The 25,523-nt window shown below is 40.8% G+C and carries 33 protein-coding genes and 1 pseudogene; 21 read left to right on the top strand and 13 right to left on the bottom strand.

The window, feature by feature from the left end; genetic code table 11:
- Window positions 1–55 precede the first annotated feature (55 nt).
- The 5 genes from RE476_RS05095 to RE476_RS05075 all read left to right on the top strand — a co-directional run bounded on the left by RE476_RS05095 (window position 56) and on the right by RE476_RS05075 (window position 3,032).
- On the top strand, window positions 56–394 hold the full coding sequence (locus RE476_RS05095; protein ID WP_309309325.1) for a cupin domain-containing protein: 339 nt from the start codon (window positions 56–58) through the stop codon (window positions 392–394).
- A 135-nt stretch (window positions 395–529) separates the two neighbouring features.
- Window positions 530–808, top strand: a complete 279-nt coding sequence (locus RE476_RS05090; protein WP_309309324.1) for a ferredoxin-thioredoxin reductase catalytic domain-containing protein — start codon at window positions 530–532, stop codon at window positions 806–808.
- A 68-nt stretch (window positions 809–876) separates the two neighbouring features.
- Window positions 877–1,338 (top strand): (Fe-S)-binding protein, encoded by a 462-nt coding sequence (locus RE476_RS05085; RefSeq protein ID WP_309309323.1) that lies wholly within the window; start codon window positions 877–879, stop codon window positions 1,336–1,338.
- A 36-nt stretch (window positions 1,339–1,374) separates the two neighbouring features.
- Window positions 1,375–2,628, top strand: coding sequence for a formylmethanofuran dehydrogenase subunit B (locus RE476_RS05080; RefSeq protein ID WP_309309322.1), 1,254 nt, complete (start codon window positions 1,375–1,377; stop codon window positions 2,626–2,628).
- Complete coding sequence (locus RE476_RS05075) at window positions 2,628–3,032, top strand: molybdopterin dinucleotide binding domain-containing protein (RefSeq protein ID WP_309309321.1); 405 nt, start codon at window positions 2,628–2,630, stop codon at window positions 3,030–3,032. The genes RE476_RS05080 and RE476_RS05075 overlap by 1 nt, the downstream gene beginning before the upstream one ends.
- 51 nt (window positions 3,033–3,083) lie before the next feature.
- Here RE476_RS05075 and RE476_RS05070 read toward each other — a convergent pair whose 3' ends face one another.
- On the bottom strand, window positions 3,084–3,290 hold the full coding sequence (locus RE476_RS05070) for a hypothetical protein (protein ID WP_309309320.1): 207 nt from the start codon (window positions 3,288–3,290) through the stop codon (window positions 3,084–3,086).
- A 367-nt stretch (window positions 3,291–3,657) separates the two neighbouring features.
- Here RE476_RS05070 and RE476_RS05065 point away from each other — a divergent pair, with 367 nt between their 5' ends.
- Window positions 3,658–4,092, top strand: coding sequence for an SRPBCC domain-containing protein (locus RE476_RS05065; protein WP_309309319.1), 435 nt, complete (start codon window positions 3,658–3,660; stop codon window positions 4,090–4,092).
- 8 nt (window positions 4,093–4,100) lie between these two features.
- Here RE476_RS05065 and RE476_RS05060 read toward each other — a convergent pair whose 3' ends face one another.
- The 3 genes from RE476_RS05060 to RE476_RS05050 form a co-directional block, all read right to left on the bottom strand.
- On the bottom strand, window positions 4,101–5,198 hold the full coding sequence (locus RE476_RS05060; RefSeq protein ID WP_309309318.1) for a citrate/2-methylcitrate synthase: 1,098 nt from the start codon (window positions 5,196–5,198) through the stop codon (window positions 4,101–4,103).
- Between the two features lie 162 nt (window positions 5,199–5,360).
- Complete coding sequence (gene acnA, locus RE476_RS05055) at window positions 5,361–8,144, bottom strand: aconitate hydratase AcnA (protein WP_309309317.1); 2,784 nt, start codon at window positions 8,142–8,144, stop codon at window positions 5,361–5,363.
- A gap of 277 nt (window positions 8,145–8,421) precedes the next feature.
- Complete coding sequence (locus tag RE476_RS05050) at window positions 8,422–8,691, bottom strand: DUF504 domain-containing protein (RefSeq protein ID WP_309309316.1); 270 nt, start codon at window positions 8,689–8,691, stop codon at window positions 8,422–8,424.
- Window positions 8,692–8,853: 162 nt separating this feature from the next.
- Here RE476_RS05050 and RE476_RS05045 point away from each other — a divergent pair, with 162 nt between their 5' ends.
- Both RE476_RS05045 and RE476_RS05040 read left to right on the top strand, forming a co-directional pair.
- Window positions 8,854–9,117, top strand: a complete 264-nt coding sequence (locus RE476_RS05045) for a hypothetical protein (RefSeq protein ID WP_309309315.1) — start codon at window positions 8,854–8,856, stop codon at window positions 9,115–9,117.
- 711 nt (window positions 9,118–9,828) lie between these two features.
- The gene (locus RE476_RS05040) at window positions 9,829–10,530 is read left to right on the top strand and encodes a helix-turn-helix transcriptional regulator (RefSeq protein WP_309309314.1); all 702 of its coding nucleotides are present in this window, start codon (window positions 9,829–9,831) and stop codon (window positions 10,528–10,530) included.
- A gap of 353 nt (window positions 10,531–10,883) precedes the next feature.
- Here RE476_RS05040 and RE476_RS05035 read toward each other — a convergent pair whose 3' ends face one another.
- Together RE476_RS05035 and RE476_RS05030 are read right to left on the bottom strand one after the other, a co-directional pair.
- Window positions 10,884–11,192: a cobalamin B12-binding domain-containing protein gene (locus RE476_RS05035; protein WP_309309313.1), complete on the bottom strand. Its 309-nt coding sequence runs from the start codon at window positions 11,190–11,192 to the stop codon at window positions 10,884–10,886.
- A gap of 65 nt (window positions 11,193–11,257) precedes the next feature.
- Window positions 11,258–11,671, bottom strand: a complete 414-nt coding sequence (locus RE476_RS05030; protein WP_309309312.1) for a hypothetical protein — start codon at window positions 11,669–11,671, stop codon at window positions 11,258–11,260.
- Between the two features lie 477 nt (window positions 11,672–12,148).
- On the opposite strand from RE476_RS05030, the pseudogene RE476_RS05025 reads away from it, so the two are divergent.
- Window positions 12,149–12,469 (top strand): annotated as a pseudogene (locus tag RE476_RS05025) (sensor histidine kinase); the annotation flags it as partial.
- An 85-nt stretch (window positions 12,470–12,554) separates the two neighbouring features.
- Here RE476_RS05025 and RE476_RS05020 read toward each other — a convergent pair.
- The 3 genes from RE476_RS05020 to RE476_RS05010 all read right to left on the bottom strand — a co-directional run bounded on the left by RE476_RS05020 (window position 12,555) and on the right by RE476_RS05010 (window position 14,210).
- The gene (locus tag RE476_RS05020; RefSeq protein WP_309309311.1) at window positions 12,555–12,734 is read right to left on the bottom strand and encodes a hypothetical protein; all 180 of its coding nucleotides are present in this window, start codon (window positions 12,732–12,734) and stop codon (window positions 12,555–12,557) included.
- A 289-nt stretch (window positions 12,735–13,023) separates the two neighbouring features.
- Complete coding sequence (locus RE476_RS05015) at window positions 13,024–13,290, bottom strand: hypothetical protein (protein WP_309309310.1); 267 nt, start codon at window positions 13,288–13,290, stop codon at window positions 13,024–13,026.
- 236 nt (window positions 13,291–13,526) lie between these two features.
- Complete coding sequence (locus RE476_RS05010) at window positions 13,527–14,210, bottom strand: diacylglycerol/polyprenol kinase family protein (RefSeq protein WP_309309309.1); 684 nt, start codon at window positions 14,208–14,210, stop codon at window positions 13,527–13,529.
- Between the two features lie 31 nt (window positions 14,211–14,241).
- Here RE476_RS05010 and RE476_RS05005 point away from each other — a divergent pair, with 31 nt between their 5' ends.
- Window positions 14,242–15,441: an aminotransferase-like domain-containing protein gene (locus RE476_RS05005; RefSeq protein ID WP_309309308.1), complete on the top strand. Its 1,200-nt coding sequence runs from the start codon at window positions 14,242–14,244 to the stop codon at window positions 15,439–15,441.
- A 176-nt stretch (window positions 15,442–15,617) separates the two neighbouring features.
- Here the strand turns inward: RE476_RS05005 and RE476_RS05000 are convergent, their stop codons facing one another.
- A complete protein-coding gene (locus RE476_RS05000; RefSeq protein WP_309309307.1) occupies window positions 15,618–15,794 on the bottom strand; it encodes an indolepyruvate ferredoxin oxidoreductase subunit alpha in 177 nt (58 codons plus the stop codon).
- Between the two features lie 430 nt (window positions 15,795–16,224).
- Here RE476_RS05000 and RE476_RS04995 point away from each other — a divergent pair, with 430 nt between their 5' ends.
- From RE476_RS04995 to ftsY, 11 genes are all read left to right on the top strand, one after another.
- Entirely contained in the window at window positions 16,225–16,584 is a 360-nt protein-coding gene (locus RE476_RS04995) for a hypothetical protein (RefSeq protein WP_309309306.1), read from the top strand.
- Between the two features lie 45 nt (window positions 16,585–16,629).
- Complete coding sequence (locus RE476_RS04990) at window positions 16,630–17,901, top strand: adenylosuccinate synthase (protein WP_309309305.1); 1,272 nt, start codon at window positions 16,630–16,632, stop codon at window positions 17,899–17,901.
- Between the two features lie 142 nt (window positions 17,902–18,043).
- Window positions 18,044–18,493 (top strand): 30S ribosomal protein S19e, encoded by a 450-nt coding sequence (locus RE476_RS04985; RefSeq protein ID WP_309309304.1) that lies wholly within the window; start codon window positions 18,044–18,046, stop codon window positions 18,491–18,493.
- Window positions 18,494–18,565: 72 nt separating this feature from the next.
- Window positions 18,566–18,913, top strand: coding sequence for a DNA-binding protein (locus RE476_RS04980; RefSeq protein ID WP_309309303.1), 348 nt, complete (start codon window positions 18,566–18,568; stop codon window positions 18,911–18,913).
- Window positions 18,914–18,921: 8 nt separating this feature from the next.
- Entirely contained in the window at window positions 18,922–19,539 is a 618-nt protein-coding gene (locus tag RE476_RS04975) for a DUF7411 family protein (protein WP_309309302.1), read from the top strand.
- Between the two features lie 85 nt (window positions 19,540–19,624).
- Complete coding sequence (locus RE476_RS04970; RefSeq protein ID WP_309309301.1) at window positions 19,625–19,780, top strand: 50S ribosomal protein L39e; 156 nt, start codon at window positions 19,625–19,627, stop codon at window positions 19,778–19,780.
- A gap of 13 nt (window positions 19,781–19,793) precedes the next feature.
- Complete coding sequence (locus RE476_RS04965) at window positions 19,794–20,060, top strand: 50S ribosomal protein L31e (protein ID WP_309309300.1); 267 nt, start codon at window positions 19,794–19,796, stop codon at window positions 20,058–20,060.
- Between the two features lie 36 nt (window positions 20,061–20,096).
- Window positions 20,097–20,750, top strand: coding sequence for a translation initiation factor IF-6 (locus RE476_RS04960; protein ID WP_309309299.1), 654 nt, complete (start codon window positions 20,097–20,099; stop codon window positions 20,748–20,750).
- A 19-nt stretch (window positions 20,751–20,769) separates the two neighbouring features.
- The gene (gene rpl18a / locus RE476_RS04955; protein ID WP_406600981.1) at window positions 20,770–20,946 is read left to right on the top strand and encodes a 50S ribosomal protein L18Ae; all 177 of its coding nucleotides are present in this window, start codon (window positions 20,770–20,772) and stop codon (window positions 20,944–20,946) included.
- A gap of 3 nt (window positions 20,947–20,949) precedes the next feature.
- Window positions 20,950–21,387, top strand: coding sequence for a prefoldin subunit alpha (gene pfdA, locus RE476_RS04950; RefSeq protein ID WP_309309297.1), 438 nt, complete (start codon window positions 20,950–20,952; stop codon window positions 21,385–21,387).
- 42 nt (window positions 21,388–21,429) lie between these two features.
- Window positions 21,430–22,551 (top strand): signal recognition particle-docking protein FtsY, encoded by a 1,122-nt coding sequence (gene ftsY / locus RE476_RS04945; RefSeq protein WP_309309296.1) that lies wholly within the window; start codon window positions 21,430–21,432, stop codon window positions 22,549–22,551.
- Between the two features lie 42 nt (window positions 22,552–22,593).
- Here the strand turns inward: ftsY and trpA are convergent, their stop codons facing one another.
- The 3 genes from trpA to RE476_RS04930 are packed head-to-tail and all read right to left on the bottom strand — an operon-like array spanning window position 22,594 to window position 25,406.
- Window positions 22,594–23,370 carry a tryptophan synthase subunit alpha gene (gene trpA / locus RE476_RS04940; protein WP_309309295.1) on the bottom strand — a complete coding sequence of 259 codons (777 nt, stop codon included), beginning with the start codon at window positions 23,368–23,370 and terminating at the stop codon, window positions 22,594–22,596.
- Entirely contained in the window at window positions 23,367–24,584 is a 1,218-nt protein-coding gene (trpB, locus tag RE476_RS04935; RefSeq protein ID WP_309309294.1) for a tryptophan synthase subunit beta, read from the bottom strand. Before trpB ends, trpA begins: the two co-directional genes overlap by 4 nt.
- A 21-nt stretch (window positions 24,585–24,605) precedes the next feature.
- On the bottom strand, window positions 24,606–25,406 hold the full coding sequence (locus tag RE476_RS04930) for an indole-3-glycerol-phosphate synthase (RefSeq protein ID WP_309309293.1): 801 nt from the start codon (window positions 25,404–25,406) through the stop codon (window positions 24,606–24,608).
- Between the last annotated feature and the right edge of the window lie 117 nt (window positions 25,407–25,523).

Here is a 25,523-nt window from a genome sequence, read left to right as displayed (position 1 = left end):
AAATACATTACTTAAATAACTACCTTTATTTCATTTTATTTAAGGAAGTGAATAAATGATAATAACAAATTACAAAGATGCAGAGAAGAAGGACAATCCACATGGAGTGACCGTTCACAAGCTCTATGATACAGAGCATGCCCAGGTAATGCACATGCAACTAAAACCGGGTGATGCACTGAAGAAACATTCAACACCTGTTGATGTGTTCTTTTACGTCCTTGAGGGTGAGGGAATCGTAGAGATCGGTGATGAGCAGCAAACTGTCACCAGGGATATGCTTATTGAAAGTCCTGCAAAGATACCCCACAGGCTGATGAATGAAAGTGACAGTCTTTTCCGTTTTCTGGTAGTGAAGGTTCCACGCCAGACCGAGCAGACTAAAATGATGTAAGCCGGACTGTATCCGGCATTCTACTTTTTTGCCCCTTTGTTTTGATAGCTAGACCGTTGTCTGTGGGAAATAGATAAATAATGATATCCAGAATATACCTTTCATACTTTTAAATCACTATATCGGAGATTATCTATGACCGACCTTGCACCTATAATGGAAAAAACACATGAATGGGCTTCAAAATATGCAAAGAAGAGAGGTTTCATTCTGAATCCGGATGAAGAAATGCTTCATATGGTCATTGAGGGCCTTTCAAGGAACAAGCATGAACATGGAAAACAGTACTGTCCATGCAGAATAATAAGCGGTGATGAAGAACAGGACCGCAAGATAATCTGTCCATGTGTCTATCACGAGCATGAGATCGATGAAGATGGCAATTGCCACTGTTCTTTGTTCTTCAAAGTTTGAAGGCATCCGAAGGAAAAACGATCATTTCAGTAAATTAATACTGGATACTCACTTCGAAGGTGATAATAATGGCAAATGTGATGGAAATATACCAGTTACTCCCAAAAACGAATTGTAAGGAATGTGGGAAAGCCACATGTATGGCATTTGCTGTTGATCTTCCTGGACGTAAGGTAAAGGTGGATGATTGTCCTCCACTTATGAATGAAGCAAAATACAAAGCCAATTACGAGAAGTTATTGGAGATGTTCGGTTCCGTGAAGGATGTCACTGAAACCGGTCTGATAGTTCATAACGAGAAGTGCATCGGCTGTGGTAATTGTGTAGTTGCATGCCCTGTGAACGTAGCAAATGATCCGTTGGGTGCAGGCAGTGGAAAAGCTCCAACTTCTGACAAGGTCATCTTCAAGGTAGAAGATGGTGTTGTAAGGGCAAGGAACGTGCAGGAATGCCGTCGTTTCGGAGATAACAGGATTCTTTGTGTTGCATGTATAGATACATGTCCTACAAAGGCAATAGAGTTCGTTTGAACGAACTGAATCCTTATTTTTTAATGTGGTGATGATTTGAGCAGTGAATATTATGTTTGTACAGGCTGTGCTCTTCTCTGTGATGATATAGAGGTTGAAACAGAAGATGGTAAACTGAGCAAAGTGCATGCTGCATGCCTTAAAGGTGTTGCACGCATGAAAGGTTGCAGTAATCCTCTGGAATGCACAGTGGATGGAGAGAAGGCTGATATTGATTCTGCTATTGCAAAAGCTGCTTCCATACTCAAGAATGCGAAGAACCCGCTGATATTCGGTCATGGTAATTCAAGTTCAGAAGCACAAAAAGTATCCATCGGACTCGCAAAGAAGACCGGTGCGTACATTGATGATACTTCCTCATTCTGTCAGGGGCCTATAATAGAAGCGATTCTTCAGGAAAAGCTCAAGACATGCACTCTGGATGATGTCAGGCACAAGGCTGATGTTATCATTTTCTGGGGAGCTGATCCTTCCAACTCTCACCCTCGCCATCTTTCGAGATATTCATATTTCCCCCGTGGCAAGGAGCGCCAGAGGGGATGGGAAGAGGACAGGACTGCAATAACCATCGATATAAGGAGATCATCGACTGCCGAGATATGCAGAGATACCCGATTCTACCAGATACCAATGAGCGCGGATGCAGAGTTCATGGATGCTCTTGTAAGTGGTCTGTCAAGTAAAGTTCCTAAAACATCCTTTGATTTCGACAAGAAAAGGATACTGGAACTTGCAAATGTAATGAAGAAGGCAAAGTTCGGTGTTATCTGTGTCGGGCTTGGACTTGTTTATTCCCTTGAAGAACTTGAGCCCCTGTTCAAATTGATGGAAAAGCTAAATGAAGTTTCCAATTTCCATCTTATACCCATGGTTGGTCAGTACAATATGAGGGGTTTTAACCAGAACCTCTTTGCAGAAACTGGGTCTGTCAACCGTCTGAAGTTCAACGGTGAAACCGGCAATACCGACCACGGAGCTGAGTATTCAGTGGTCGAAGCTCTTAAAAACAAGTCTGTGGACGCAGCACTCATCATTGGCTCGGACCCTTTATCAAGTCTGCCACTATCTGTTGCACGCTATCTTACAGAGATTCCGCTTATAACCATTGATCCATGCCAGAACCTGACAGCAACAAGGTCAACAGTAACAATACCATGTGCACTTGGCGGAGTTGAAGCCGGTGGCACTGCTGTACGTATGGACGGTGTGGAAATCGAATTGAAAAAGATCATTGAAACTGATAATCTTTCTGATGAGGAAATACTGACAAGAATTACGGAGGCGATCTGATGGGATTTGGACAATTCCTTGCTGCACCGGAAATTAAACTGAAGATAGTTACCTATAGGGACGTGTTCCAGAACACTGCCCAGGAATCCTCACGTTTTGGTGAAGAGTATGAAAAGCTTTCAGCGGTTGTCAAACTTGATTCAAAGGATATATCCAGACTTTCCATTAAAGAAGATGACACTGTAATCGTGAAGAATGGCTTTGGAAAAGTTGTTGTCAAAGCACAGAAATCAGGATACGAGGAAGAACACTCCGGGATCGCCTATATGGTGAATGGCCCGTGGTCCAATGCTCTTGTGCCTGATGAAACAGGTGGCAAGGGTGTTCCAAAATTCAAGGATTTTGATGTAACCGTGCAGGGTGCAAAGGGCGAGAAGGTTACAGGTATCCGGGAGATATTTTAGGTTTGTTTTTTCATTGAAGAAAAAAGAGGGTAATATTTCCTTCTCTTTTAATCAATTGTTATATGCATCATAGATCTGCCAGACCCAGACAATGGCTCCCAATAGGTAACCTATGAGAATGAATTGCAATATAAAGCAAATAGCCAGAACTACCCATATGCCTATTGCCTTGAATAACTCTCCTTTAATTATCTGTCCCAGTCCCGGTATGAAAAATGATAATAGTGCCGGCACGCCATATGTTCTTTTGTTACCCATGATTATTACCTGTATTGTAAACGATAACTATACATTATATGAATTTTGCTGTATAAAAACACTCACATGAGGTAATGTTTCTGCTTGTATGGATAGTTTTGTTGATACCGTCTAAAACAGTAAAACTTTTAATCCATGTAAACCTTAGACAGGGATAGGCGACGATATAAATGCTTACAACTAAATTCTCTAAATATACTTTCTCAATCAGCAGGTGATTTTGTTCTTTATGTTTTCTATTTTAATATCATCTAAAATTATATATTTAATGAGCGCTAAATCGGTTTCACAGAAAAGCAGGGAATTAGTGTGAACAATAAATCATTTTTTTCTTTCAACTTCCTTTTTACCGGAGGTTTACCTCACAATGCATAAGATTTGTACTGATATCATAATTGAAGCTCCTATTAATGAGGTCTGGGACCTCCTTACAGATTTTGAAAGTTTTGACAAATGGAACCCGTTCATCACCAGAATAAAAGGTGAACTTGAACCCGGATCAAGGCTCGATGTTTATATGCAGCCACCGGGCATGAAAGGTGTAAATTTCAATCCGGTTATCACAAAAGTAGAGCCTGTGCACGAATACAGGTGGATAGGCAATTTATGGGTAAAAGGTATCTTTGACGGTGAACATGTATTCAGAATCGAGGAACTTGAAAATAGCAGGACGAGATTCATACAGTGTGAAAGGTTCCGGGGTATACTTGCACCGCTTATACTGTCCCTGATAGGTGAAAGGACCAGACAGGGTTTTGAAAGTATGAACAATAACCTGAAAAAGGAATGTGAAAAAGAATAGATAAGGGCTCACACAAAATGTGCCCTTGGTCTGATTACCCGGTTATCGGCATATTGTTCCATACAATGGGCTATCCATCCTGAAACCCTTCCGATTGCGAATATGGAAGTTGCAAGTTCAGCGGGAATATCCAGATACTTGTATACCACTGCAGAATAGAAATCCACATTCGGATAGAGCGACTTTCCTCTTATTTCTACGAATTCGTGGTAAAGAATGCGCTCAATTTCCTCAGCCATATCAAACCAGCTGCTGTCTTGTTTTTCTATGGATAACCTTTTTGCGACATCTTTGTATATTCTAGCTCTGGGGTCATACGTCTTATAGACACGATGCCCGAATCCCATGATCTTCTCTTTCTTTTCGAGTTTGTCAAGAACGTAACTCTGGACGTTCTCTATAGTTCCAACCTCATCCAGCATATCCATTACACCTTTTCTGGCACCACCGTGTAAAGGTCCTTTTAGGGTGCAAAGACCACATATAACAGCCGAGTACAGGTCTGACAGGGTTGATGCTGCAATTCTCAAAGAGAATGTTGATGGATTCAATTCATGCTCAGCACTCAGTATAAGGTCCTTTTCCATTGCTTCAGCTTCAAGTTCTGTTGGGATCTTGCCGGTAAGCATGTAAAGGAAGTTGGCACCATGGGATAGTTCATCATTCGGTTCTAATGGTTCCTGACCAAAACTTGCCCGATGCAAAGCTGCAACAATAGTTGGGAATTTTGCAACAAGCCTGATGGATTTGTTCTTATTCGCATCAGGTGAATGATGGTTGTTTTCAAGATCAAAGTGAGCTGTACATGAAATAGCGGTTCTTAAACCGTCAAGAGCCTCAATTCCAAAATCGAATTCATTGAGCACTTCTATTTGTTTACCATTTATTTGACGGTTCTTTTTGATTTCCTGAGAGTATTCTAACAACTCAGTTTCATTGGGAATATTTCCATTGATGAGGAGATAGGAAACCGCATCATAAGAGAGATCAGCAAGATCCTCTATTTTGATCCCCCTATACATCAGGATTCCCTGGATACCATCAATAAAGGAAATTTTGGTATCCAAAGCTACTACGCCTTCAAGGCCTTTCTTCATCTCTTCCATTAAAAATCCCCCGATGGATTAAGTGTACGTTTTGATAAAATATGTCAATATTAACTTTTAATTGTCGATATATAAAGTTTGCTCGAATTTCATAGTCATAATATATAATTAACTAGAAAAATAGTGAAGCTTTATATTAAATTAAAAAGGGGAATGAACCAATCATTCACCCTTTATTCCGTCCCTCAGGAATTTATGGAGGATACCACCGTTCATGTAATACTCTATTTCAATATCAGAGTTCAGGCGGACAAGGACATTAAAGGTCTTATCTTCTCCATCATCTGATCTTGCGATAACTGTGAGTTCACCGAATGGTTTGAGTGCATCGATACCTCTGATCTCGTAGATTTCCTTCCCGTTAAGTCCAAGGCTCTCTGCGGATTCTCCTTCCCTGAACTGCAGTGGAAGTACTCCCATACCAACAAGGTTACTGCGGTGTATTCTCTCATATGATTCAGCAATAACTGCTTTAATGCCAAGCAGTTGAGTACCCTTTGCAGCCCAGTCACGTGAGCTTCCGGTACCATATTCCTTTCCTGCAATAACCACAAGTGGAGTTCCTTCTTCCACGTATTTCATTGCAGCATCATAGATCGGCATTTCCTGTCCATCTGGCTGGTGTATGGTCCATGAGCCTTCCTTGCTTCCGACGAGTTTGTTCTTAAGGCGCACGTTTCCGAATGTTCCTCTCATCATGACCTCATGGTTACCACGCCTGGAGCCATATGAATTGAAATTCTTTTCATCGACACCCTTTGAGAGCAGGTACTGGCCGGCAGGATAGCTCGTTGGAATTGAGCCTGCAGGGGATATGTGGTCAGTGGTTATACTGTCTCCTACCAGGGCAAGAGCACGTGCTCCTTCGATATCCGCCAATTCGGTCACTTCAAGCGGGAAGTCCTTGAAGAAAGGTGGTTCCTGTATGTATGTGGAATCATTATCCCAGTCGTAAAGCAAACCCTTAGGTGCATCGAGGCTCCTCCAGAGGTCTGTTCCCTGATAGACGTTAGCATACTGTTCCTTGAACATCTCAGGGGTTACGGATTTGCTGATGCATTCATCGAGTTCTTCCTTACCTGGCCAGATATCCTTCAGATAAACTGGCTGACCGTTAGGATCACAGGCTATCGGCTCTTTCATAAGATCAATGTCAACTGTACCTGCAAGTGCATAAGCCACCACAAGCATCGGTGAAGCCAGATAGTTGGCCTTTACCTGTGAATTGATCCTGCCTTCAAAGTTCCTGTTACCACTGAGAACTGCAGCAACCGTAAGGTCTTTGCTCTCGATTTCGTTTGAAACTGCTTCTCTGAGTGGTCCGCTGTTTCCTATGCATGTCAGGCAACCATAGCCTACAAGGTGGAAGCCGAGTGCATCGAGATATGGCATGAGACCTGCTTCTTCAAGGTAATCAGTAACTACACGGGAACCAGGTGCAAGACTTGTCTTTACGAAAGGTTTTACCTTAAGTCCCTTTTCAACAGCTTTCTTTGCAACCAGTCCGGCACCTATCATAAGTGACGGGCTGGATGTGTTAGTACAGGATGTTATGGATGCAATGACAACAGAACCGTGTGTAACTGCAACTACATCGTCTGCACATTTTATCTTTGTAATACCGGTGTGATGAGGATGTGTGATCTCAGAGACACTGTATCCGCCTTCTCCAAGCCAGCGGCTGTAATCAGGGTCATCTCCGTTTGGCTTTTTACCACTCTTTGCGGCAAAGACATCTTTCATTGTCTGGTGGAATGCTTTTGACATTTCCTGTACAGGTATGCGGTCCTGTGGTCTCTTAGGTCCTGCAAGGGATGGTTCTACTGTGCTGATGTCAAGTTCCAGTGTTGATGTGAAGTCCGGATCTGCCAGTCCATCTTCCATGAAGAGGCCCTGTTCTTTGCAGTATTGTCTTACTCTGTCAACATGTTCCTCGGTTCTGCCTGTCATTATCATGTAGTCAAGAGTGACTTCGTCTACCGGGCAGAATCCCATTGTAGCGCCGTATTCAGGGGCCATGTTAGCAAGTACTGCCCTGTCGGTCAGTTCCAGTGCCTTGTAACCGGGTCCGTAGAATTCCACGAACTTGCCGACAACACCGTGTGCTCTGAGCATTTCCACGACAGTAAGTACAAGGTCTGTGGATGTGACTCCTTCCCGGAGCTCGCCTGTAAGCTTAAAGCCTACTACTTCCGGAATTGGCATGTAGTATGGCTGGCCAAGCATAACAGCTTCAGCTTCTATACCGCCAACACCCCAACCAAGGACACCAAGTCCGTTAATCATTGTTGTGTGGGAATCAGTACCTACGAGTGTATCTGGATAAGCGATCAGTTCTCCGCATTTCTCTTTAAGGTGGACAACAGATGCCAGGTTCTCAAGGTTGACCTGGTGAATAATACCACTTGCAGGAGGCACTACTCTCATATTATCAAAAGCATTCTGTGCCCAGTGCAGTAATTCATATCTTTCCTTGTTGCGATGGAACTCATATTTCTCATTGCAGTTGCGGGCATAAGATGTACCGTAGTAATCTACCTGTATGGAGTGATCAATTACGAGGTCAGCAGGTATCACGGGGTTGATTATTGAAGGGTCACCGCCAAGTCTCTGCATGGCAGACCTTATGGCAGCAATGTCAACTACTGCAGGGACACCTGTGAAGTCCTGCATTATAACTCTTGATGGAATGAAAGGTATATCCAGTGCAGGAACCCCATCAGGACTCCAGCCAGCAAGATTCTTTACATCATCTTCGGTAATTACCTTTCCATCTACATTCCTTAATACAGCTTCCAGCAAGACTCTAATGGAGTAAGGTAACCTGGAAATGTTGGCTATTCCAAGCTCTTCCAGTTTTTGTAAGCGATAAATGGTTACCTTTTTATCAGCAATATTGATGGTCTGTTTGGCCCTGAATGGGTCTTTAAAATCATCACATGTCATAATGTCACCTATTCAAATGTATCCTTGATTATGATATTCGTATAAGTTTAAAACCGACTTTCTGTCGGATTTAGTACCTGTGCCTTATGGCACTCCTATCCATCCACTTGTATTCTCTGCATATACTAACTATAATAGTAACATGTCTGCAGGGTGTTCAGACTAGGGAATAAAAACCGGCATTGAAATAAATAACTTTGCCCTCCATAAATGTAATTTATTGATTTTGATAGTACAGGAGTTCTTAGGGAAATGGAAAAAAGGAAGTACTCACAGATCAAACGTGTCCTGTTGCAGTCTTTACGTAGATATTTTTCCCTCTGTACTTAATTTTAAGTATCCTGTGATATGGTATCATAGTATCCGGATAAAGCGTAAGGAATGAGTGTCCAATATCTACTATATTCTCTCCGGAAACCGTTTTTGTATTTCCAGGCACACCCCTGTGGATATACTCTATGCTGCATTCGTTTATACTCGTATCTTCTTTCCATTTTAATTCATTAAATATGTCCCTCGGATGTTTTGATTTTATCAAATCATTCATAAAATACCTTCCAGAAGGTCCAATGTGTAAATTATAGAAATATTAGTACAGATTTCTATAATCTATTTGATTCCTATCCGTTCTCCCTAATATTAGTTAAGATAATTTTTAATAAATAGTTATTGAAGCTGTCTTTCTCATTTCTTTGAGCAATTGGTTGGGATGATAATAGAATATGCTAATCATCCCGAACCTAAGTTTGATGGGGATGTTGGAATACTGGAAAGGAGGCATGTTTATGCTGATTCTGTTATCTATATCGGCAAGGAATCCAATAATATAGAAGAACAGGCTCTTGACGTTAAAAAGCTCAAGAATTCATCAACAAACAAAAGATTATGGATAGCATTATTAATATGTCACAAACTGAAGCTGAAGCTCTCGGAGTTTCTAGGAACAGGTTTCAGGGAATCAAGCAAAGGATAAGAGGGAATGGAGATCTAAATTTAAATACTCCGGCGGTGAAGAGGTTGATAATCTAATGTATTTTAATTTTGTATCAAGAAAAAGCTCAATAAAAACAGATAATGAGTTGGTCACAAGGTGTTGAAGGTTGTTACGGAATCGAGTTTTACCCCGTCCTGAATTTCGCTTCATTTCAGCTATACGTTGATGAAGAATGTTTGGAATTAAGTTTTATTCCATCCTGAAATTTTCTTCATTCTAATAACGCGCAAATGAAATTTGTTACTGAACGGTTATGGTTCCGCCCTGAACGCTTTTTCATTTTACAGCTTACTCCCTTATGACCAATTTATACTATGTAATTTATGATATAAGCCACTGGCGCTCATATAACTATGAGTTTGGGATTCTCAAAAGGTGCTCTCCATTACATGAAGAAAAATGCTGAAACTGATAGTCATTTACTCTTAGCTCTCATGTAAGGGAAAGGCTGGAGATGTGAGAGAGAATATAGAAGTAAGATAATTGATGGTTTAAAAATTATTGAATATATATATAGTATAATTGTTATTAACAAGCCTACTTAAATAAAATTAATATGTATTTATGCATAACATGAGCAATATTTGCTAATGGGATGTGGCTTAAGTGAAAAAACGATTACTTGATGTAGTATTTGCTTCAGATAAGAGAAAGAATGTGCTATTATTGTTACAGAATGGTGCACAAGAAATGGATGCTCTTCTCAAGTCACTGAAAACAACAAGACAGGCTTTACTCCCTCAAATGAAGATATTAGAGGAACATTATCTTGTGATTCACTATAATGACACCTATGAATTGACAACTATCGGTAATCTGATTATAGGCGAGATGATGCCTTTATTAGATACTGTTGATCTTTTTGAAAATGATATTGATTACTGGGGAACGCACAATCTTAGTTTTATTCCTCCTCACCTTTTGCAATGCATAGACAAACTTAGAAAATGCAAGGTTATAACTCCTCATCATGTAGACATGTATAAACTCAATGAAGAAATTCTGGAAACATCCCCTATTTCAAAATCACATTATGGAATTGTGACATTTTATCATCCTTTGTTTCTTCAATTTATATCAAATCTGATATCAAACAATGTAAAGGTACATATGATAGTGCCTCAATCTGTGATTGACAAATTTGAAACAGAGCAATCCTCGCAATTTGAAAAAATCATGCTAAGTGAGCTAGTTCATTTTTCAGTATATCCTGAAGATATGGGTTTTCTAGGCATGGCATGTAACGACCATTACTTTATGATGAGGATATTAAAAAGCAATGGTGAACATGATACAAGATATATCCTCTGCAATGATAGAGCGGTATTAGAATGGGGTAAAGAACTTTTTGAACATTATCAGAAGGACTCTACTCCAATAACTGATATTTGATTTTTTTGATTGTTTTCCTTGAAAGGACATACTTCTAACTTCACAAAATACTTTTGTGATTCACGGTCAACAACACATTGTTACTTTAAACAAAGAGTTCTGTTTTTTGGTGTTACCTATATCCCCCATTACATTGAAGGGTCAGATTTGAAATCATAAAATAAGTACCGTATGATGAGAAACTATTCTGACTGAACTTAAGATTACATAAAACTGCAAACTTGATGCAGATTTCTGAGCACAAATAAACTCGGCAATCAACCTTGCTCATGTTGTCACTGATTTAAAAAAATGTGGAGAAAAGAAGGAGGTAGTGTTCCGCTGTTAACGGAACGATGGATATATTAGTAGTATTACATGCCTACAACAAGGTTGCCAAACAGGCATACATTGCTTTTTGAACCCATTATTGCAGGTCTGAGCACATTGATCCCTGATTCTACAATGTGTGAAGCTTCAAATATTTGAGCAAGTTGTGACTTGCCTTCTTCAAAAAGATCACCCATGGCTTTCATGCCTTCTACAAATCCCTGTTCAATAAGGTCAACAGGGCTAATTCCTGCTTCCAGAGCTTCATGGGCTATCATTTCAACTGCACTTTCGTTGAGATCCATTACGGCGTGCTTTGCCCTGTCAATGATCTCTTCTTTTGTTGGGTTCATACATTTCACCTTCGTGTTTGGTGTTGTTCTATTAGTTTAGTTATTTCTCTATTTCTTGTTTATAATCATACAAATCCCAGGTCAAGTGCCAGCGATAATACAATAGCTATTATCGAAAAGGCAAATATCACCAGGTAATTCATGCGTTCCTTTGACACGGAGAGACTCCACATGATATATTGTAATCCGCGGTAGTCATCCTCGCTTAAAGGAGTCCTAGTCTCTATTTTATCCAGCAACTCCAGGCTCTTCAAAACACTTACCCGGCGTGTTGCAATATGATACCTGTGTGCGAAGAACACGAGGTATCCGATGACGCCCAGGTAGAATAAAAGTTTTGATAGTACCCCGTTGTAATAATCAGCAATGATTATCAACCTCAGGAAGACTGCAGATACAAGTCCTAACCAAAAATAGAACTGTATCCTCTTCAGGCTGTAACCTTCCGGGATATGTATGTTGTTTAACTTATTGACCATTTGAGTCATTGTATCTTTCTACCTGTAATTTTTCTGTCAGTTTGCTTGTAGATCAATATGATTTTTCATTCTTTTTATGCTCTTCAAGCAGAATCCCTTTACCGCCATTATATTATAAAAATGTTTTGCTTTATTTTTATATGGGTATAAAGGGAGTATTGAAATAAATATCATACATTGTACATTAGCACATATCAACAACCCATAAATTGATAATGTTTGTTTATCCTTCTTTTAAAAGGTATTTAGGGGAAGGGGAATATATTGTATGGCCGCTGGAAGGGAAAAACTAAGAGACCTACATTTCTTCCGATAAAAACAATAATTACCATAATTGTTTTCTTTTGCTTGTATGGGCTCATGTAAATAATCTGTATGAACATGAGCTTTCTTCGGACCTGGGAATATCAGAAGAAACCAAACGTATCCTTCAGGCAGATTCATTGTCTATGAGCGTAATCAAAAGAACATCTCGGAAAAGTGTTCTGGAATTTGTTAAATAATACCATCAAATTCACGCCAAACGGTGGGAAGGTCACTCTTCCAGCATCACAGATAGGGGATCAGATTCATGTATCCATTAATGATAAGGGTATTGGAATTGAGGAGGAAAAAATGGACTCCGCATTTGACGATTTCTATCAGGTGGATGGATCACCTACCCGAAAATATGGTGGAATCGGCATTGGTTTGTTCGTAAGTAAAAAGATAATCTCCAATCATGGGGGAGATATCTGGCTGGAAAGTAAAAAGGATGCAGGAACAACTGTGCATGTGATACTTCCAATTAACAGGTAAAAATACAAATTTCCAATTGATTAAAAATAACGATCAAATAAAACAAGTAAAATTTATGAAAGAAAATAAAGGGGGCGAGGATAACTCAGATCTCAAGACAGTCGAGCGGCCTCTTGAAGAATGCCTTTATCATCCCACTTTCGTCAATGTCTTCTGAGAAGCGTATCAATTCCCATCCATCTATGCCGAGCTTGTTAAGGTCTTCTTTTGTGCTGTCCCATTCTCCGTAGCGAACAGATCTTATATCGTATTCCCATGGTGCCATATTTTAACCTCTGATCATGTAATGTTTGATTTGAGTATATAATAAGGTATTATCGCGTTATATAAAAAGCTTGTCAAAAAACAAAGTTGTGTTTAAAACAAATCAATTTGATTTATTGGTGGGTCAGAACAAATTATGCTCTCTACTTTTCAAGTCCGGAACATTTTAAATAAAATAATCAGAATTGATTAATTCGATAAAACAAAAAGGCAGGTTATTCCCCTGCTTTCAGATGAAACGGGAGTATCGGAATATTTCCCTTTGTAATTAATAAAAAAGTATTGGAGGGTTATTGGCGTGACAGTTTCTTAATACTGTCAAGGTCCATCTTTTCCTTTGAAAGACCATCAAAAAGCCTGCCCTTATCAATCCACATATCGGATGCACTCTGCAAACCCTGGGATTTGTGAGAAACGTACTTGATCTCAAAACCGGGTGTAGTAGGAGCTTCACCAGTAACAGAACTAGCAAATGTATTTTGAAGCGATGAACTGCCAGAATCTTTCCTGTTCTTTTCTTCTGCCATAACCTGCTCATCTGTTTTGTTGTCAGTCATATCTTAGTAGATTGCTCTCATGATTATTAAAGGATTCTGACAATTTTGCAAAAACCAGTCATAGAAACAGAATTTCAGAATTAACTGGCATATCTGCATTAAGCAAAACTATAGTGTTTTAGGGATAATTCGAACCATTCTTCAGTTCTGTAGAAATCTTCGGTTTGGGAACAGGTGCTTATGGAGATCATTATCCATGTTCGTCACACAAAATATGTTGTCCTTTCATGGCACCATTAATGCGGTATCAATAAAAAAGCAAGTTCTGCAAAGGCACCGGAAAATACCGGGATTGCAATGTTATCATCTATTTTCACGAATGTAGTTTCTACATAAGTTGCAACAAATGCCATAAAAACAGAGACAAAAGGGTTTTGAATTAAAAGAACCACTATAAAAATGTCTACGATAAATTCTGAAATGCAGCCTTCTAAGCTTTTGCCGTTTCCAAATATTCTAATCTTTCCAAATCTCTTTCCTATCAGTGCTGCACTCATATCTCCGAAAGTTGTCATGAGAATGGCTGCAAAAGCAATATTTTTACTGAACACCGAAACCGCAACAAGTGCACCAAGAGTAAAATAGACATGTGAACCTATTCCTGATTTTTCTTTCTGGCGTAGAAGAATATGGAATACGGGAAGTTTGATACCTCTATCAAGTCTCAGATGTTCGATAATCATAATCAGCACAAGATAGACTATTAATAGCGTCTGTGTTTCCTGTTTTCCAAAAAAGGCATAGACAAGTATGATAAGTATTGAGGTTAAATGTATGCCCTTTCTCATGAGCTCGTTAGTAAAGGAAATCGAAGCCATTGCCATTAATTTGATCTTTAGATATATAAATGTGTATATCATAGTAAAAATTGAATAGATGTAATGCACAATTCTTCTTGAATTCAACTTTGATGAAAACATTTAATTTCTATCAAAGCCTGAAACGAATTTTATGACTACTATATTTGCTGACAGAATGGAGAACACTCGCAAGTCCTTCATCAGGGAGATCCTGAAAGTTACCCAGCAGCCAGAGATTATATCCTTTGCCGGTGGACTGCCGAATCCAGGTCTTTTCCCGGTGGAAGGAATTGCAGCAGCTTCTGAAAAAGTTCTGTCAGAAGAGGGTACAAATGCCCTTCAATATAGTACTACTGAAGGATATCTGCCTTTGAGGGAGTTCATTGCTCAAAGATATCTGGAAAAGAGCGGGCTTAAGATAGATCCTGATGAGATTTTGATAACAAATGGTTCACAGCAGAGTTTAGACCTGATAGGCAAGGTCTTTTTGAACAAAGGGGATAGAGTCATAATTGAAAGCCCTGGCTACCTTGGAGCAATCCAGGCTTTTTCTCTCTTCGAACCGGAATTTAGTAATGTTCCTCTTCTTGACGATGGAATTGATACTGATTTGCTGGACCGGACTTTAAGTGAAGGTCGTGCAAAGCTTTTCTACACGGTTCCAACTTTCCAGAATCCATCTGGTATCACTTATTCAATGCAGAAGAGAATGGATACTGCTGCAATGCTCGATAGGCACAATGTAATCTGTGTTGAGGACAATGCATACGGTGAGCTTAGGTTTGCAGGTGAGGATCTGCCGACCATCAGGAATTATTCTGATAATACTATTCTTCTTGGTTCGTTCTCAAAAATAATTGCCCCGGGACTGCGGATGGGATGGATATGTGCCAAAAAGGAAGTAATGGAGAAGCTACTCATAGCTAAACAGGCAGCAGATCTGCATTCCAATTACCTTTCCCAGAGAATAATCTACCAGTACCTGCTGGATAATGATATCGATGAGCACATTCTGAAAATAAAGGCTGCATATGGGGCACGCCGTGATCTCATGGTAAATATGATGGCTGAACATTTCCCGGGGGAAATAGGGTACACAAAACCTGAAGGTGGGATGTTCGTCTGGGTTACACTGCCTGATGGGATTTCATCAATGGACCTGTTTGAACTGGCAATAAAAGAGAATGTAGCCTTTGTTCCGGGGACACCATTCTATACTGAAGACGGTTTAGGAGAAAACACCCTGAGATTGAATTTTTCTAATTCCGACTTTGAACAGATTGAAGAAGGTATCAACAGGCTGGCAGTATGCCTTAACAAGCTTAACGTGAATAAACAGATTGCAGAGTAATGGGAAAACTTCTCCGGGTTTCCCTTCTCTCTTTCGTGTTTCATCAAAAAGGTGTTCTTAATATTGCTTCATATTATGGCAATTCATCCGATTCAAGCAAAGCTCATATCACATGAAGTAGCATAACCACATTTAAAAAGTATCAAGTAAAATAAAAAATAGAATAATTGATGTATTCATTCCAGTGAAATTGCTTCAACCGGGCAGATATCTACACAGTCACCACAATCCACACATTCATTCGCATCAACGACTGCGATATCATTATCGCCCATTGAGATCGCTTCTACCGGACAGGAATTAACACATAATTCGCATCCTGTACATACATCTTTATCGACAATTGCTGGCATTTAACTATCACTCCCGTACTGTATGTTTTAGAGATAATACAATTTCAGTCTGGGATTATCGGATAAATAGTTGTCGAATTTTTAGTCCTTTACTTTTTTGACTGTAGTAAATAGTAATGTTACTATAATATAGAAAAGGTGACAAAAATAAACTATCATAGGGGGTAAATGCACCTTTTAAGTTCATGGGCAGGCGAATTAAAGACTAGGCGCTCCTGCCTCCATCTGTGTATGATGATCATGAAAAAATGCAGAAGTGACTGGATGTCTCTTGTGGTTATGTGACTTCACTTCCGTTGGAGGAAAAGAAAAAAGCTAAGAAAAAGCATGAGAATATGTTATGGTTGCTACTGCAGTTTAATTTGAATGCATGCATTTCACACGTGATATATGCATAAAATAATTATATTAATATCTAGTAGTTATGTTTGTGAGAAAACTCAAGGAAAAAACAAAATCTACTATCTATGGCATCAAGGGTATGCATAATGTACATTCCTGGCAGGGGCTTGCTATCCATTTTAAGAACAGTTCCCGCGTATTGAAATGTGACAGTTATGACACCTGCACGTCTGACAAGAGGTCAAAAGCCTGTTTTTATTCTATAAAAAGGCCGGATGCCATCTATATGCTTCAGTCGGAATTCAATGTCAGTATTACAATTGCTGAAAAGCAGATAGATACTCTGGTTGATATGGGAGTAACCAAGGCACTGAGATGTCGCAGGGAAGATTCCTCTGGATTTTTTGATGAAGGTGCTCGTATGCTAGCGTTTGAAGAAGACCTTTAAAAGCCAATCAAAACTTTATTAAGCGAACAGGATAATCCTGCACCCATGTTTACAATCATCACAGGTGCGCAGTTTGGCGATGAAGGCAAAGGTAAGATAGTTGACCTCATGTCCGAGGGATATGATCTGGTTGTCCGTTTTCAGGGAGGCGACAATGCAGGACATACGGTCAAGGTAGGTGAAGATGTATACAAACTTCATCTAATTCCATCAGGTTTTCTCCTGGATTCAAGGGTTTTGATCGGTCCGGGTACGGTTATGAATCCTGAGGTACTTGCAACTGAGGTGGATATGCTTGCAGAGGGTGGCATAAAACTAGATGCAAAAAGAGTTGGTGTGGATGCAAAGACAAGTATCATAATGCCATATCACATCGAACTTGATGGTCTGAAAGAATCTCTAAGAACTGAAAAGATTGGGACAACAAAGCGTGGTATTGGATTCGCATATATAGACAAGGTTGCAAGGGATGAGATCCGCATGGCTGACCTTGTTGATAAGGAAAAATTCCTGAAGAGGCTTGAAGAGCTTGCACCATCCAAAGAGGCAGCAATAAAAGAGCTTGGTGGTGACCCTTCCATTGTAATGGATGAGGCACTAATAGATAAGTATGTAAAGCTCGGTGAACGATTTGCATCTTATATCACTGATGTATCATATGAAGTAAATAAGGCTCTTGATGAAGGGAAGAATGTTCTTGCAGAAGGCGCTCAGGGCACACATCTTGATGTGATACACGGAACCCAGAAATTTGTAACTTCTTCCTGTACTATTGCAGGTTCTGCCTGTGCAAATATTGGTGTCGGACCCACAAGGGTTGACAGTGTACTGGCTATAGTAAAAGCATATATTACTCGTGTTGGTGAAGGTCCGCTACCAACAGAACTTCTTGATGATGTGGGTCAGCAGATCCAGCAGGTTGGTCATGAATTCGGTACTACTACCGGCAGATCAAGGCGTTGTGGCTGGTTCGATCTTCCATTGCTTAAAAAAGCTATCTATCTTAATGGTTACACTTCTATTGCTCTTACAAAACTTGACGTTTTATCCAACCTTGATCCTGTCAGGGTATGTGTGGCATATGAGCTGGATGGAAAGACTCTGGATTATCCTCCGGAAGACACATCAGAGCTTGCAAGATGCAAACCGGTATATGAAGATCTTCCTGGATGGGACAATGATCTTACTGGTGTAAAGGAGTTTGATGACTTGCCACAGGCAGCAAAGGATTACGTCCTTTACCTTGAAGACAAGATGGGTGTGTCTATTGAGTATATCTCAGTGGGACCTGCAAGGGCACAAACGTTTAAAAAATAGGTCCGATAAGTAAAATCTGCCGAAACACGTATATACTACTCGATAGTTTAAACATCACAATCCAGCTGAACTAATTACCAGATGCCATTGAGTCCGGCAGATGGTGAGTATCTTAACAGATATTATAATTCAGGAGAATATTATGACAACTGTATACGACGTTCCTGCAACCGAGTTAATCACAAAGGTAGCAGCGAAGTTAAAAGAAAATGATAAGGTTAATCCCCCTGAGTGGGCAGCATATGTAAAGACTGGTGTACACAAAGAACTTCCACCTACAGACAGTGACTGGTGGTATACAAGATGTGCCGCAGTACTCAGGACCGTATATACACAGGGCCCAATCGGTGTTGAGAGGCTACGATCTGTTTATGGTGGTAAGAAGAACAGAGGTGTCGCTCCTTCTGTAAAGGCAAAAGGAAGCGGTTCGATTGCAAGAGTAGCTCTGCAGCAGCTGGAAGAGGCAGGTTTTGTACGTGCCCTTAAAAGCGGCCGTGTGGTAGCTCCTCAGGGACAGTCTTTGCTTGACAATGTTGCATACGAGGTAAAACAGGACCTTGTAGAAAGCATCCCAGGTCTTGCTAAATACTGATCGAGTATTTCCTGTTTCGGTAACCCTATAAAGAATCATTGCTTACATTCCTGTAAAGCATAGGTGACTTTCATGACGGATGACCTTGAAGAAATAAGACGAAGAAGGCTTGCTCAAATGCAGCAACAGCAGCAGATGGGTGCCGGCGACATGCAGGCGGCCATGCAGCAAGAGCAGGCACAGGCCGATATGGATGCAAAAAAGCAGGCTCTGATGCGTCAGATCCTGACTCCGGAAGCACGTGAAAGGCTGACCAATCTACGCATGTCCCGTAAGGAACTGGTAGATCAGCTTGAGTCACAGTTGATCATGCTTGCACAAAATGGCAGGCTTCAATCAATGATCGATGATGAGAAACTCAAACAGCTTCTGGTTCAGATGCAGCCAAAGAAAAGGGAACCGACCATAAAGCGTATGTGAGTACCTTCATGCAGGTATCAGTCTTATTCAGCGGTGGGAAAGACAGTTCTCTTTCCGCAATATTGCTGGAGCCTTTCTTTGAGGTTGAACTTGTGACGTGTGGTTTTTCGTTACTTCCTATAGGGGAAGTAGCATCTGAAACTGCAGAGGCGCTTGGTTTTCCGCACCGGCAAATCAAACCCGACATATCAATTCTTGAAAAGGCATATGACATGATCATGCAGGATGGTTTTCCAAAGAATGCTATCAATTTCATTCATAAGAGTGTTATTGAGTACCTTGCAGCTGACAATAATATAACTTTCATTGCAGATGGAATTCGCCGTGATGATCGCGTCCCTGTGATGGGCCAACCTGAGATAAGGAGCATAGAAGACCGCTTTGGGGTTCATTATATTTGTCCCCTAAAAGGGTTCGGGCGTGCTGCTGTCAATGAACTTGTGAAGGAACACTTGGTCATTGATGAAGGCCTCAGCGAGAACGTACTTAAAGCGGATTACGAAACCGAACTTCGGGAATTAATAAGTCAGCGGCATGGTCCGGGGAAGATCAAGGAGATATTTCCCACTCATGTTCAATCGCATGTTATCGAACGCAGGAAAGCAGGACCGAACAGAACAACATGATTAATGATTTATACAATAATTATGTTATAAGTTCAAAATTCAATCAATACCTTAATACATATCAATCATAGCATAGGTGAGACAAGTGAGCCACAATACTAAAGGACAGAAGACAAGGTTGGCAAAAGCCCACAGGCAGAACCACAGGGTTCCTACCTGGGTCATAATAAAAACCAACCGTAAGGTTGTAAGCCATCCACAGAGAAGGCACTGGAGAAGAAGCAGTCTTGATGTGAAGTAAGCAGGTGATGACAATGGCAGATGATATAGTAAAAGAACAGATTTACACAATCCCTCTTGGTAAAGTGAAGGCAACCCCTCGCTGGCAGAGGTCCAGGAAGTCTGTGAAGATGATCAGGGAATATCTTACAAAACACATGAAGGTTGAACCTGGTATGGTTAAGATCGACAAGACCATCAACGAGAAAGTATGGGAACGCGGTTCAGAGAAACCACCTTCGTCCATTCGTGTAAGGGCTGCAAAGTTCGAGGATGGCGAAGTACAGGCAGAACTCGCATAAGTGCTCTTGGGCATCATTTAAGTTTATTCATAAATAATGATAAGAACTATAACTATTCAGGAAAGCCCCGTTATAGGGGCTTTTGCAACGTGTACTGAAGATGTAGCACTGGTGCCTCTGGGCACTCTGGAAAATACTCGGGATGATATCGGGCAATTGTTACAGGTAAATGTAGTGGAGACTCTGATCAATGGAAGTACTATTGTGGGTTCACTTTGTCGTGGAAATTCCAATGCAATACTTGTTCCAAGAGGGTCCACAGTCAGGGGGCAGGACAAGATAGGAGTTCCTATCTGTGAATTGCCTGGCAAATTAAATGCCGTAGGTAATGTTGTCATGGTAAATGACACTGCTGCACTGGTTCATCCTGAACTTAGTGACCGGGCTGTTGAGGCAATAGAAAAAGCCTTGAAGGTCGATGTCAGACGTGGCACAATAGGTGGTGTCAAGACTGTAGGCATGGCCGGAATCGCGACCAACAAAGGATTACTTGTTAATCCACGTGCAACAAGTCTGGAACTTGAGGTTCTCGAAGAGCTTTTTGGACTTCCAGTGGCTATTGGTACTACAAATTTTGGTACGCAGATGGTAGCTTCCGGGTTGATTGCCAATTCTAAAGGTTACGTTGCAGGTTCACAGACCACTGGTCATGAGCTTGGAAGAATAGAAGATGCCCTGGGATTTATATAATACTAAACAGGTGATTCAAATGAAGACATTTCAGGTCAAAGGCACATTTAAGGCCGGAGTAGGATGGGAAAAGTTCACAAAGATCATTGAAAGCCAGAATGAAAAGAACGCACTTGATAAAGTGTATTCCCTTTTTGGCAGCAAGCATGGTCTTAAAAGGAGCTTGATTAAAATAGATAGCGTAAATGAGGCATAATCCATGGTAGATATGAATGGACAGGATCCGAGGGTGCTCGCAAATCAGCATCGTGAGTTCCAAAAGCGTGCGGAAATGGTGCAGCAGCAAATAGGCATGGTCCAGATCTCAATGGAAGATTGTAATCGTGCTCTTACAACTATCGAAGAGCTCAACAATATTTCAATGGGTTCTGAAATGATGTTCCCAATCGGTTCCGGTTCATTTATATATGCCAGTATCAGCCATACTGATAAAGCAGTGGTTGATATCGGAGCAGGGTTAAGTGTTGAAAGACCTATTTCGGATGCAAAGGAAATTTTGCAGCGCCGCAGGGAAAGGCTAACTACAGCCCTTAACAACATGAACAATGCTATGCTTCAATTAGGCCAGCAGATGCAGGCCATCGAATCTTACCTCACCAAGCTTCAGCAAGCTCAGGGGCAAGTAGGTTCCCAGTGAACCTTTTTTTTCTATTTTTAAAAATTTCACGGGTTGTATCAAGTGTTCAATAAGCTTAAGGCAAAACTTAGTGGATTCAAGGAAAAGATAGGGGCCAAGATTGACGAGAAAGCAGTTGCTGTAGAATCTGTGGATGCTGCAGACAACTCTCGTACGACTCTGGTTACTGATAATTTAGCTCAGGAAATCGTTGAGGATATAAAAATAGTTCATGAAGATACCTCAATTCCAATAAAAGGCTCCGAAGGCATTCCAAAAACAGTTTCAGATAAAAAGATTGGTTTTGCTCAAAAAGCAAAGGCCCTTGTTTTTGAAAGGGAATTCATTCTTGACGAAGGCGATCTGGAAGAACCTTTATGGGAGCTGGAGATGGCTCTTCTTGAAAGTGATATTGCACTTTCCGTATCAGAAGCTATCGTTGAGTCTGTAAAGAGTCAGCTTGTCGGGACAAGACGCCGTATCGGCAGCAACACTGGTAACATCGTTGAAGATGCACTCAAGAAAGCTATCTATGATGTGATGAGTGCCAATGTATTTGACCTTGATGAGTATGTGCAAAATGCTAAAAAGCCTGTACATATTGTTTTTGTCGGTATCAACGGTACCGGGAAAACAACCTCCATTGCCAAGCTGGCAAAGCGTTTTAAAGATCAGGGTTTGTCTGTTGTAGTGGCTGCAGGTGATACTTTCAGGGCAGGTGCTATAGACCAGCTTGCAATACATGCGTCTAAGATAGGCGTGAAAATTATCAAACACCAGGAACAGGGTGACCCAGCAGCTGTCATCTATGATGCAATACAACATGCAAAGGCCAACAGGGTAGATGTAGTGCTCTCAGACACAGCGGGCAGGATGCATACAAATATTAATCTGATGGAGCAGTTGAAAAAAGTCTGTCGTGTAAGTCCTCCTGACCTTCTCATCTTTGTTGATGAGGCAGTTGCAGGAAATGATGCAGTGGAGCGGGCAGCTCAGTTCAATGATGCAGTTCCAATAAATGGTTCAATCCTGACAAAAACAGATGCTGATTCAAAGGGTGGTGCAGCAATATCAATTGCATACATCACCAATAAACCAATATTATTCCTAGGAATGGGGCAGGGGTATGATGACCTGCGCAAATTTGACCCACAATGGTTTGTGGATCAGTTATTTGCAGAATAATCCTCATCCCCTTCTCTTTTTATTTAATATTCTTTGTTTGATTTATTCCCTGCAACTATCTTTAAGTTCAGACGCAAGGTTTTCTATCCTCTCGTTAACATTGTCGCCTGAAGCGACGATATTGACGAATGCAGAACCAACGATCACGGCATCAGCACCTGCTTTAATTACTTCTGCAGCCTGCTGGCCATTGGATATTCCAAAACCAACTGCCTTTGGTACATCCGTGTGAATGCGTCCGAGTATGTTCTTTGTAGAATCTGCAACATCAACTCTTTCTCCGGTAACTCCAAGTCTTGATACAATGTAGACAAAACCGGAAGTCCTGTCAAGTGTGTTCTTCATTCTTGCACCGTTTGTCACAGGTGTGATGAGGAATATAAGATCAACACCATTTCTTTTGCATGCATCGTGCAGCTCATCGGATTCCTCTGCCGGAAGGTCTGGCACGATTATCCCTGTAATTCCTGATTTTGCACAATCTTCTGCAAACTTCTCAGTTCCTCGCTTGTATATCAGGTTGTAATATGTCATGCAGACGAGAGGGACATTTTCCTTAATGGATGCAGCCATTTCAAAATACAGGTCCGGATTCATGCCTGCTGCCAGTGCACGGGTAGATGCAGCCTGTATTGTAGGTCCGTCTGCCACAGGATCTGAAAAAGGTAATCCTAATTCAACTATATCCGCACCACCTTTTACAAGTGCATGTACTATTTCCTTTGTAGCTTCTGCAGAAGGATCTCCTGCGCACACATAAGCAATAAGGGCTTTTTCCTTCTTTTTCCCAAGTTCAGCGAATTTATCTGCTATTCTCACAGGCAGACCTCCTTTTCTTCCTTTGCCTCTTCTCCTTCTTCCTTCAGCTTGAACACTGTTTCAAGGTCTTTATCCCCTCTTCCTGAAAGGTTTATGACTACAAGGTTACCGAGTTCACCTGTCTTTGCCATCTTCATGACATATGCTACTGCATGTGATGATTCCAGTGCAGGGATGATACCTTCCAGGCGGCTAAGCTCATAAAATGCTTCCAATGCTTCATCATCGTTTACATTGCATGGTTTTATCCTTCCAATATCTGCAAGATACGCAAGTTCGGGTCCCACTCCTGAATAATCAAGGCCTGCAGACACAGAACTTGATTCAAGTATCTGCCCGTACTTGTCCTGGAGAATAAGTGTATGTGCTCCCTGGAGAATTCCTTCCTCGCCAACACAGAGGGAAGCTGAATGCAATGCCTCTTTCTCCGTGGTCTTCATTTCTTTCCCACCTGCTTCTACCGGAAAGAGTTTTACCTCCTTGTCTTCAATGAATGGATGGAATATGCCCATTGCATTGCTTCCGCCACCTGCACAGGCAACAATAGAATCAGGGTAACGGCCTTCCTTTTCCATTATCTGTTCCTTAACTTCCTTTCCGATCACACTCTGGAAGTCACGTACTATCATGGGATAGGGGTGAGGTCCTACAACAGATCCTATCAGATAGTGCGTATTCTCAACATTGGTGACCCAGTCCCTGAGTGCTTCATTGATGGCATCTTTCAGTGTCTTTGAACCGGACTCTACTGCATGTACTTTACAGCCCATGAGTTCCATCCTGTATACATTCATATGCTGGCGCATGACGTCTTTTGCACCCATGTATACTTCAGATTCAAATCCCATATTAGCAGCAGCCATAGCAGTTGCAGTTCCATGTTGTCCGGCACCGGTCTCTGCAATAATGCGCTCTTTTCCCATGTATTTGGCCAGAAGTGCCTGCCCAAGCGTGTTATTCAGTTTGTGGGCACCTCCATGTACAAGGTCTTCTCTTTTGAGGTATATCTTGATGCCATATTTTTTACTAAGGTTCTTTGCAAAGTAAAGTGGAGTCTCTCTACCGGCAAAGTCCTTCATAAAATAGTCAAGCTCTGCAAGAAATTCAGGATCATTCTTGTAACGTTCATAAGCTTCTTCAAGCTCCGTAAGTGCCGGCATAAGTACTTCGGGAACGAATTGTCCGCCGAATTTGCCATACATTGATTTTTTCATAATCTTCCTCCATCTCTTAAATTAATCAAGTGCATCAACTAATTCTTTTGTTTTTGCGTATATGTCACCACTTTTGATTATTGAGGTGCCTACGAGCACTGCATCTGCTCCTGCCTCTATAACCATTTTTATATCTTCTATATTGTGCATTCCGCTTTCACTGATTATTGTGTGGTGCAAATTGTTATTAATATCATATTCCTTTATTATCGGGGCAAGTTTAAGGGTAGTATCCAGATCAATTTCCAGAGTACTGAGGTTCCGATTATTAATGCCTATGAGTCTTGCTTTTGTCTTCAGGGCTTCTTCAAGTTCATTCTGATTATGGACCTCAACAAGTGGCTCGAAACCTTTCGCTATGGCCAAATTTACCATCTCGTCAAGATTGTCTCTAAGAATGCCTGCTATTAGTAATATGAGATCACTTTCTATCTCATTGAACTGGACCTTATTGATTATAAAATCCTTGCGTAATACTGGCAGAGATACTTCTTTTCTCACAGCTTCAAGGTTATTGAGTGACCCATGGAAAAACTCAGGTTCTGTAAGTACTGATATTGCAATAGCACCAGCTTTTTCCATCTCCTTTGCTATCATTACAGCATCATCTGGCATTATGTCCCTTAGCTTCTTTCCCGGTGATGCAGGCTTGACCTCAGCTATGACTGCAACTTTATTTTGCGATTTCTTATCGGTTATGGCCTTAACAATGTCTCTCTTTTCGGTTCGTATACTTCCATTTTCTTCAGGATCCGCTTCATTTTCTATTCTTTGAATTCTCTTTTCAGTAGATTTAACGATATTATTTATTACAGAGTGCATATAACAACCACGTTAGTCCAATGATGTACAAAAGTGTACATAGATGTAATTATATTTAATGATAACGGTATATATTGCCATCTATTGATGCTATCTATGGCTTTCACTAATAAGCAA

Origin of the sequence: Methanolobus mangrovi (assembly GCF_031312535.1) — an archaeon.
GTDB lineage: Archaea > Halobacteriota > Methanosarcinia > Methanosarcinales > Methanosarcinaceae > Methanolobus > Methanolobus mangrovi.
The sequence above is the reverse complement of the archived record's forward strand: the minus strand, read 5'-3'. Positions and strand labels throughout refer to the sequence as shown.

What these genes read in the sequence shown, in the direction of transcription:
- RE476_RS04930 (WP_309309293.1), bottom strand. Translation starts at nt 25,406, where the DNA reads ATGCACTCTGTAATAAATAATATCGTTAAATCTACTGAAAAGAGAATT.
- acnA (WP_309309317.1), bottom strand. Translation starts at nt 8,144, where the DNA reads ATGACATGTGATGATTTTAAAGACCCATTCAGGGCCAAACAGACCATC.
- RE476_RS05035 (WP_309309313.1), bottom strand. Translation starts at nt 11,192, where the DNA reads ATGAACCCAACAAAAGAAGAGATCATTGACAGGGCAAAGCACGCCGTA.
- RE476_RS05075 (WP_309309321.1), top strand. Translation starts at nt 2,628, where the DNA reads ATGGGATTTGGACAATTCCTTGCTGCACCGGAAATTAAACTGAAGATA.
- RE476_RS05085 (WP_309309323.1), top strand. Translation starts at nt 877, where the DNA reads ATGGCAAATGTGATGGAAATATACCAGTTACTCCCAAAAACGAATTGT.
- rpl18a (WP_406600981.1), top strand. Translation starts at nt 20,770, where the DNA reads ATGAAGACATTTCAGGTCAAAGGCACATTTAAGGCCGGAGTAGGATGG.
- RE476_RS05090 (WP_309309324.1), top strand. Translation starts at nt 530, where the DNA reads ATGACCGACCTTGCACCTATAATGGAAAAAACACATGAATGGGCTTCA.
- RE476_RS05030 (WP_309309312.1), bottom strand. Translation starts at nt 11,671, where the DNA reads ATGGTCAATAAGTTAAACAACATACATATCCCGGAAGGTTACAGCCTG.
- RE476_RS05045 (WP_309309315.1), top strand. Translation starts at nt 8,854, where the DNA reads ATGATAATAGAATATGCTAATCATCCCGAACCTAAGTTTGATGGGGAT.
- RE476_RS05005 (WP_309309308.1), top strand. Translation starts at nt 14,242, where the DNA reads ATGACTACTATATTTGCTGACAGAATGGAGAACACTCGCAAGTCCTTC.
- RE476_RS05015 (WP_309309310.1), bottom strand. Translation starts at nt 13,290, where the DNA reads ATGACTGACAACAAAACAGATGAGCAGGTTATGGCAGAAGAAAAGAAC.
- RE476_RS04975 (WP_309309302.1), top strand. Translation starts at nt 18,922, where the DNA reads ATGCAGGTATCAGTCTTATTCAGCGGTGGGAAAGACAGTTCTCTTTCC.
- RE476_RS04980 (WP_309309303.1), top strand. Translation starts at nt 18,566, where the DNA reads ATGACGGATGACCTTGAAGAAATAAGACGAAGAAGGCTTGCTCAAATG.
- trpB (WP_309309294.1), bottom strand. Translation starts at nt 24,584, where the DNA reads ATGAAAAAATCAATGTATGGCAAATTCGGCGGACAATTCGTTCCCGAA.
- RE476_RS05040 (WP_309309314.1), top strand. Translation starts at nt 9,829, where the DNA reads ATGGATGCTCTTCTCAAGTCACTGAAAACAACAAGACAGGCTTTACTC.
- RE476_RS05060 (WP_309309318.1), bottom strand. Translation starts at nt 5,198, where the DNA reads ATGGAAGAGATGAAGAAAGGCCTTGAAGGCGTAGTAGCTTTGGATACC.
- RE476_RS04990 (WP_309309305.1), top strand. Translation starts at nt 16,630, where the DNA reads ATGTTTACAATCATCACAGGTGCGCAGTTTGGCGATGAAGGCAAAGGT.
- RE476_RS04960 (WP_309309299.1), top strand. Translation starts at nt 20,097, where the DNA reads ATGATAAGAACTATAACTATTCAGGAAAGCCCCGTTATAGGGGCTTTT.
- RE476_RS05000 (WP_309309307.1), bottom strand. Translation starts at nt 15,794, where the DNA reads ATGCCAGCAATTGTCGATAAAGATGTATGTACAGGATGCGAATTATGT.
- RE476_RS05020 (WP_309309311.1), bottom strand. Translation starts at nt 12,734, where the DNA reads ATGGCACCATGGGAATACGATATAAGATCTGTTCGCTACGGAGAATGG.
- RE476_RS04965 (WP_309309300.1), top strand. Translation starts at nt 19,794, where the DNA reads ATGGCAGATGATATAGTAAAAGAACAGATTTACACAATCCCTCTTGGT.
- RE476_RS05050 (WP_309309316.1), bottom strand. Translation starts at nt 8,691, where the DNA reads ATGAATGATTTGATAAAATCAAAACATCCGAGGGACATATTTAATGAA.
- RE476_RS04985 (WP_309309304.1), top strand. Translation starts at nt 18,044, where the DNA reads ATGACAACTGTATACGACGTTCCTGCAACCGAGTTAATCACAAAGGTA.
- pfdA (WP_309309297.1), top strand. Translation starts at nt 20,950, where the DNA reads ATGGTAGATATGAATGGACAGGATCCGAGGGTGCTCGCAAATCAGCAT.
- RE476_RS05095 (WP_309309325.1), top strand. Translation starts at nt 56, where the DNA reads ATGATAATAACAAATTACAAAGATGCAGAGAAGAAGGACAATCCACAT.
- RE476_RS05010 (WP_309309309.1), bottom strand. Translation starts at nt 14,210, where the DNA reads ATGTTTTCATCAAAGTTGAATTCAAGAAGAATTGTGCATTACATCTAT.
- RE476_RS05065 (WP_309309319.1), top strand. Translation starts at nt 3,658, where the DNA reads ATGCATAAGATTTGTACTGATATCATAATTGAAGCTCCTATTAATGAG.
- RE476_RS05070 (WP_309309320.1), bottom strand. Translation starts at nt 3,290, where the DNA reads ATGGGTAACAAAAGAACATATGGCGTGCCGGCACTATTATCATTTTTC.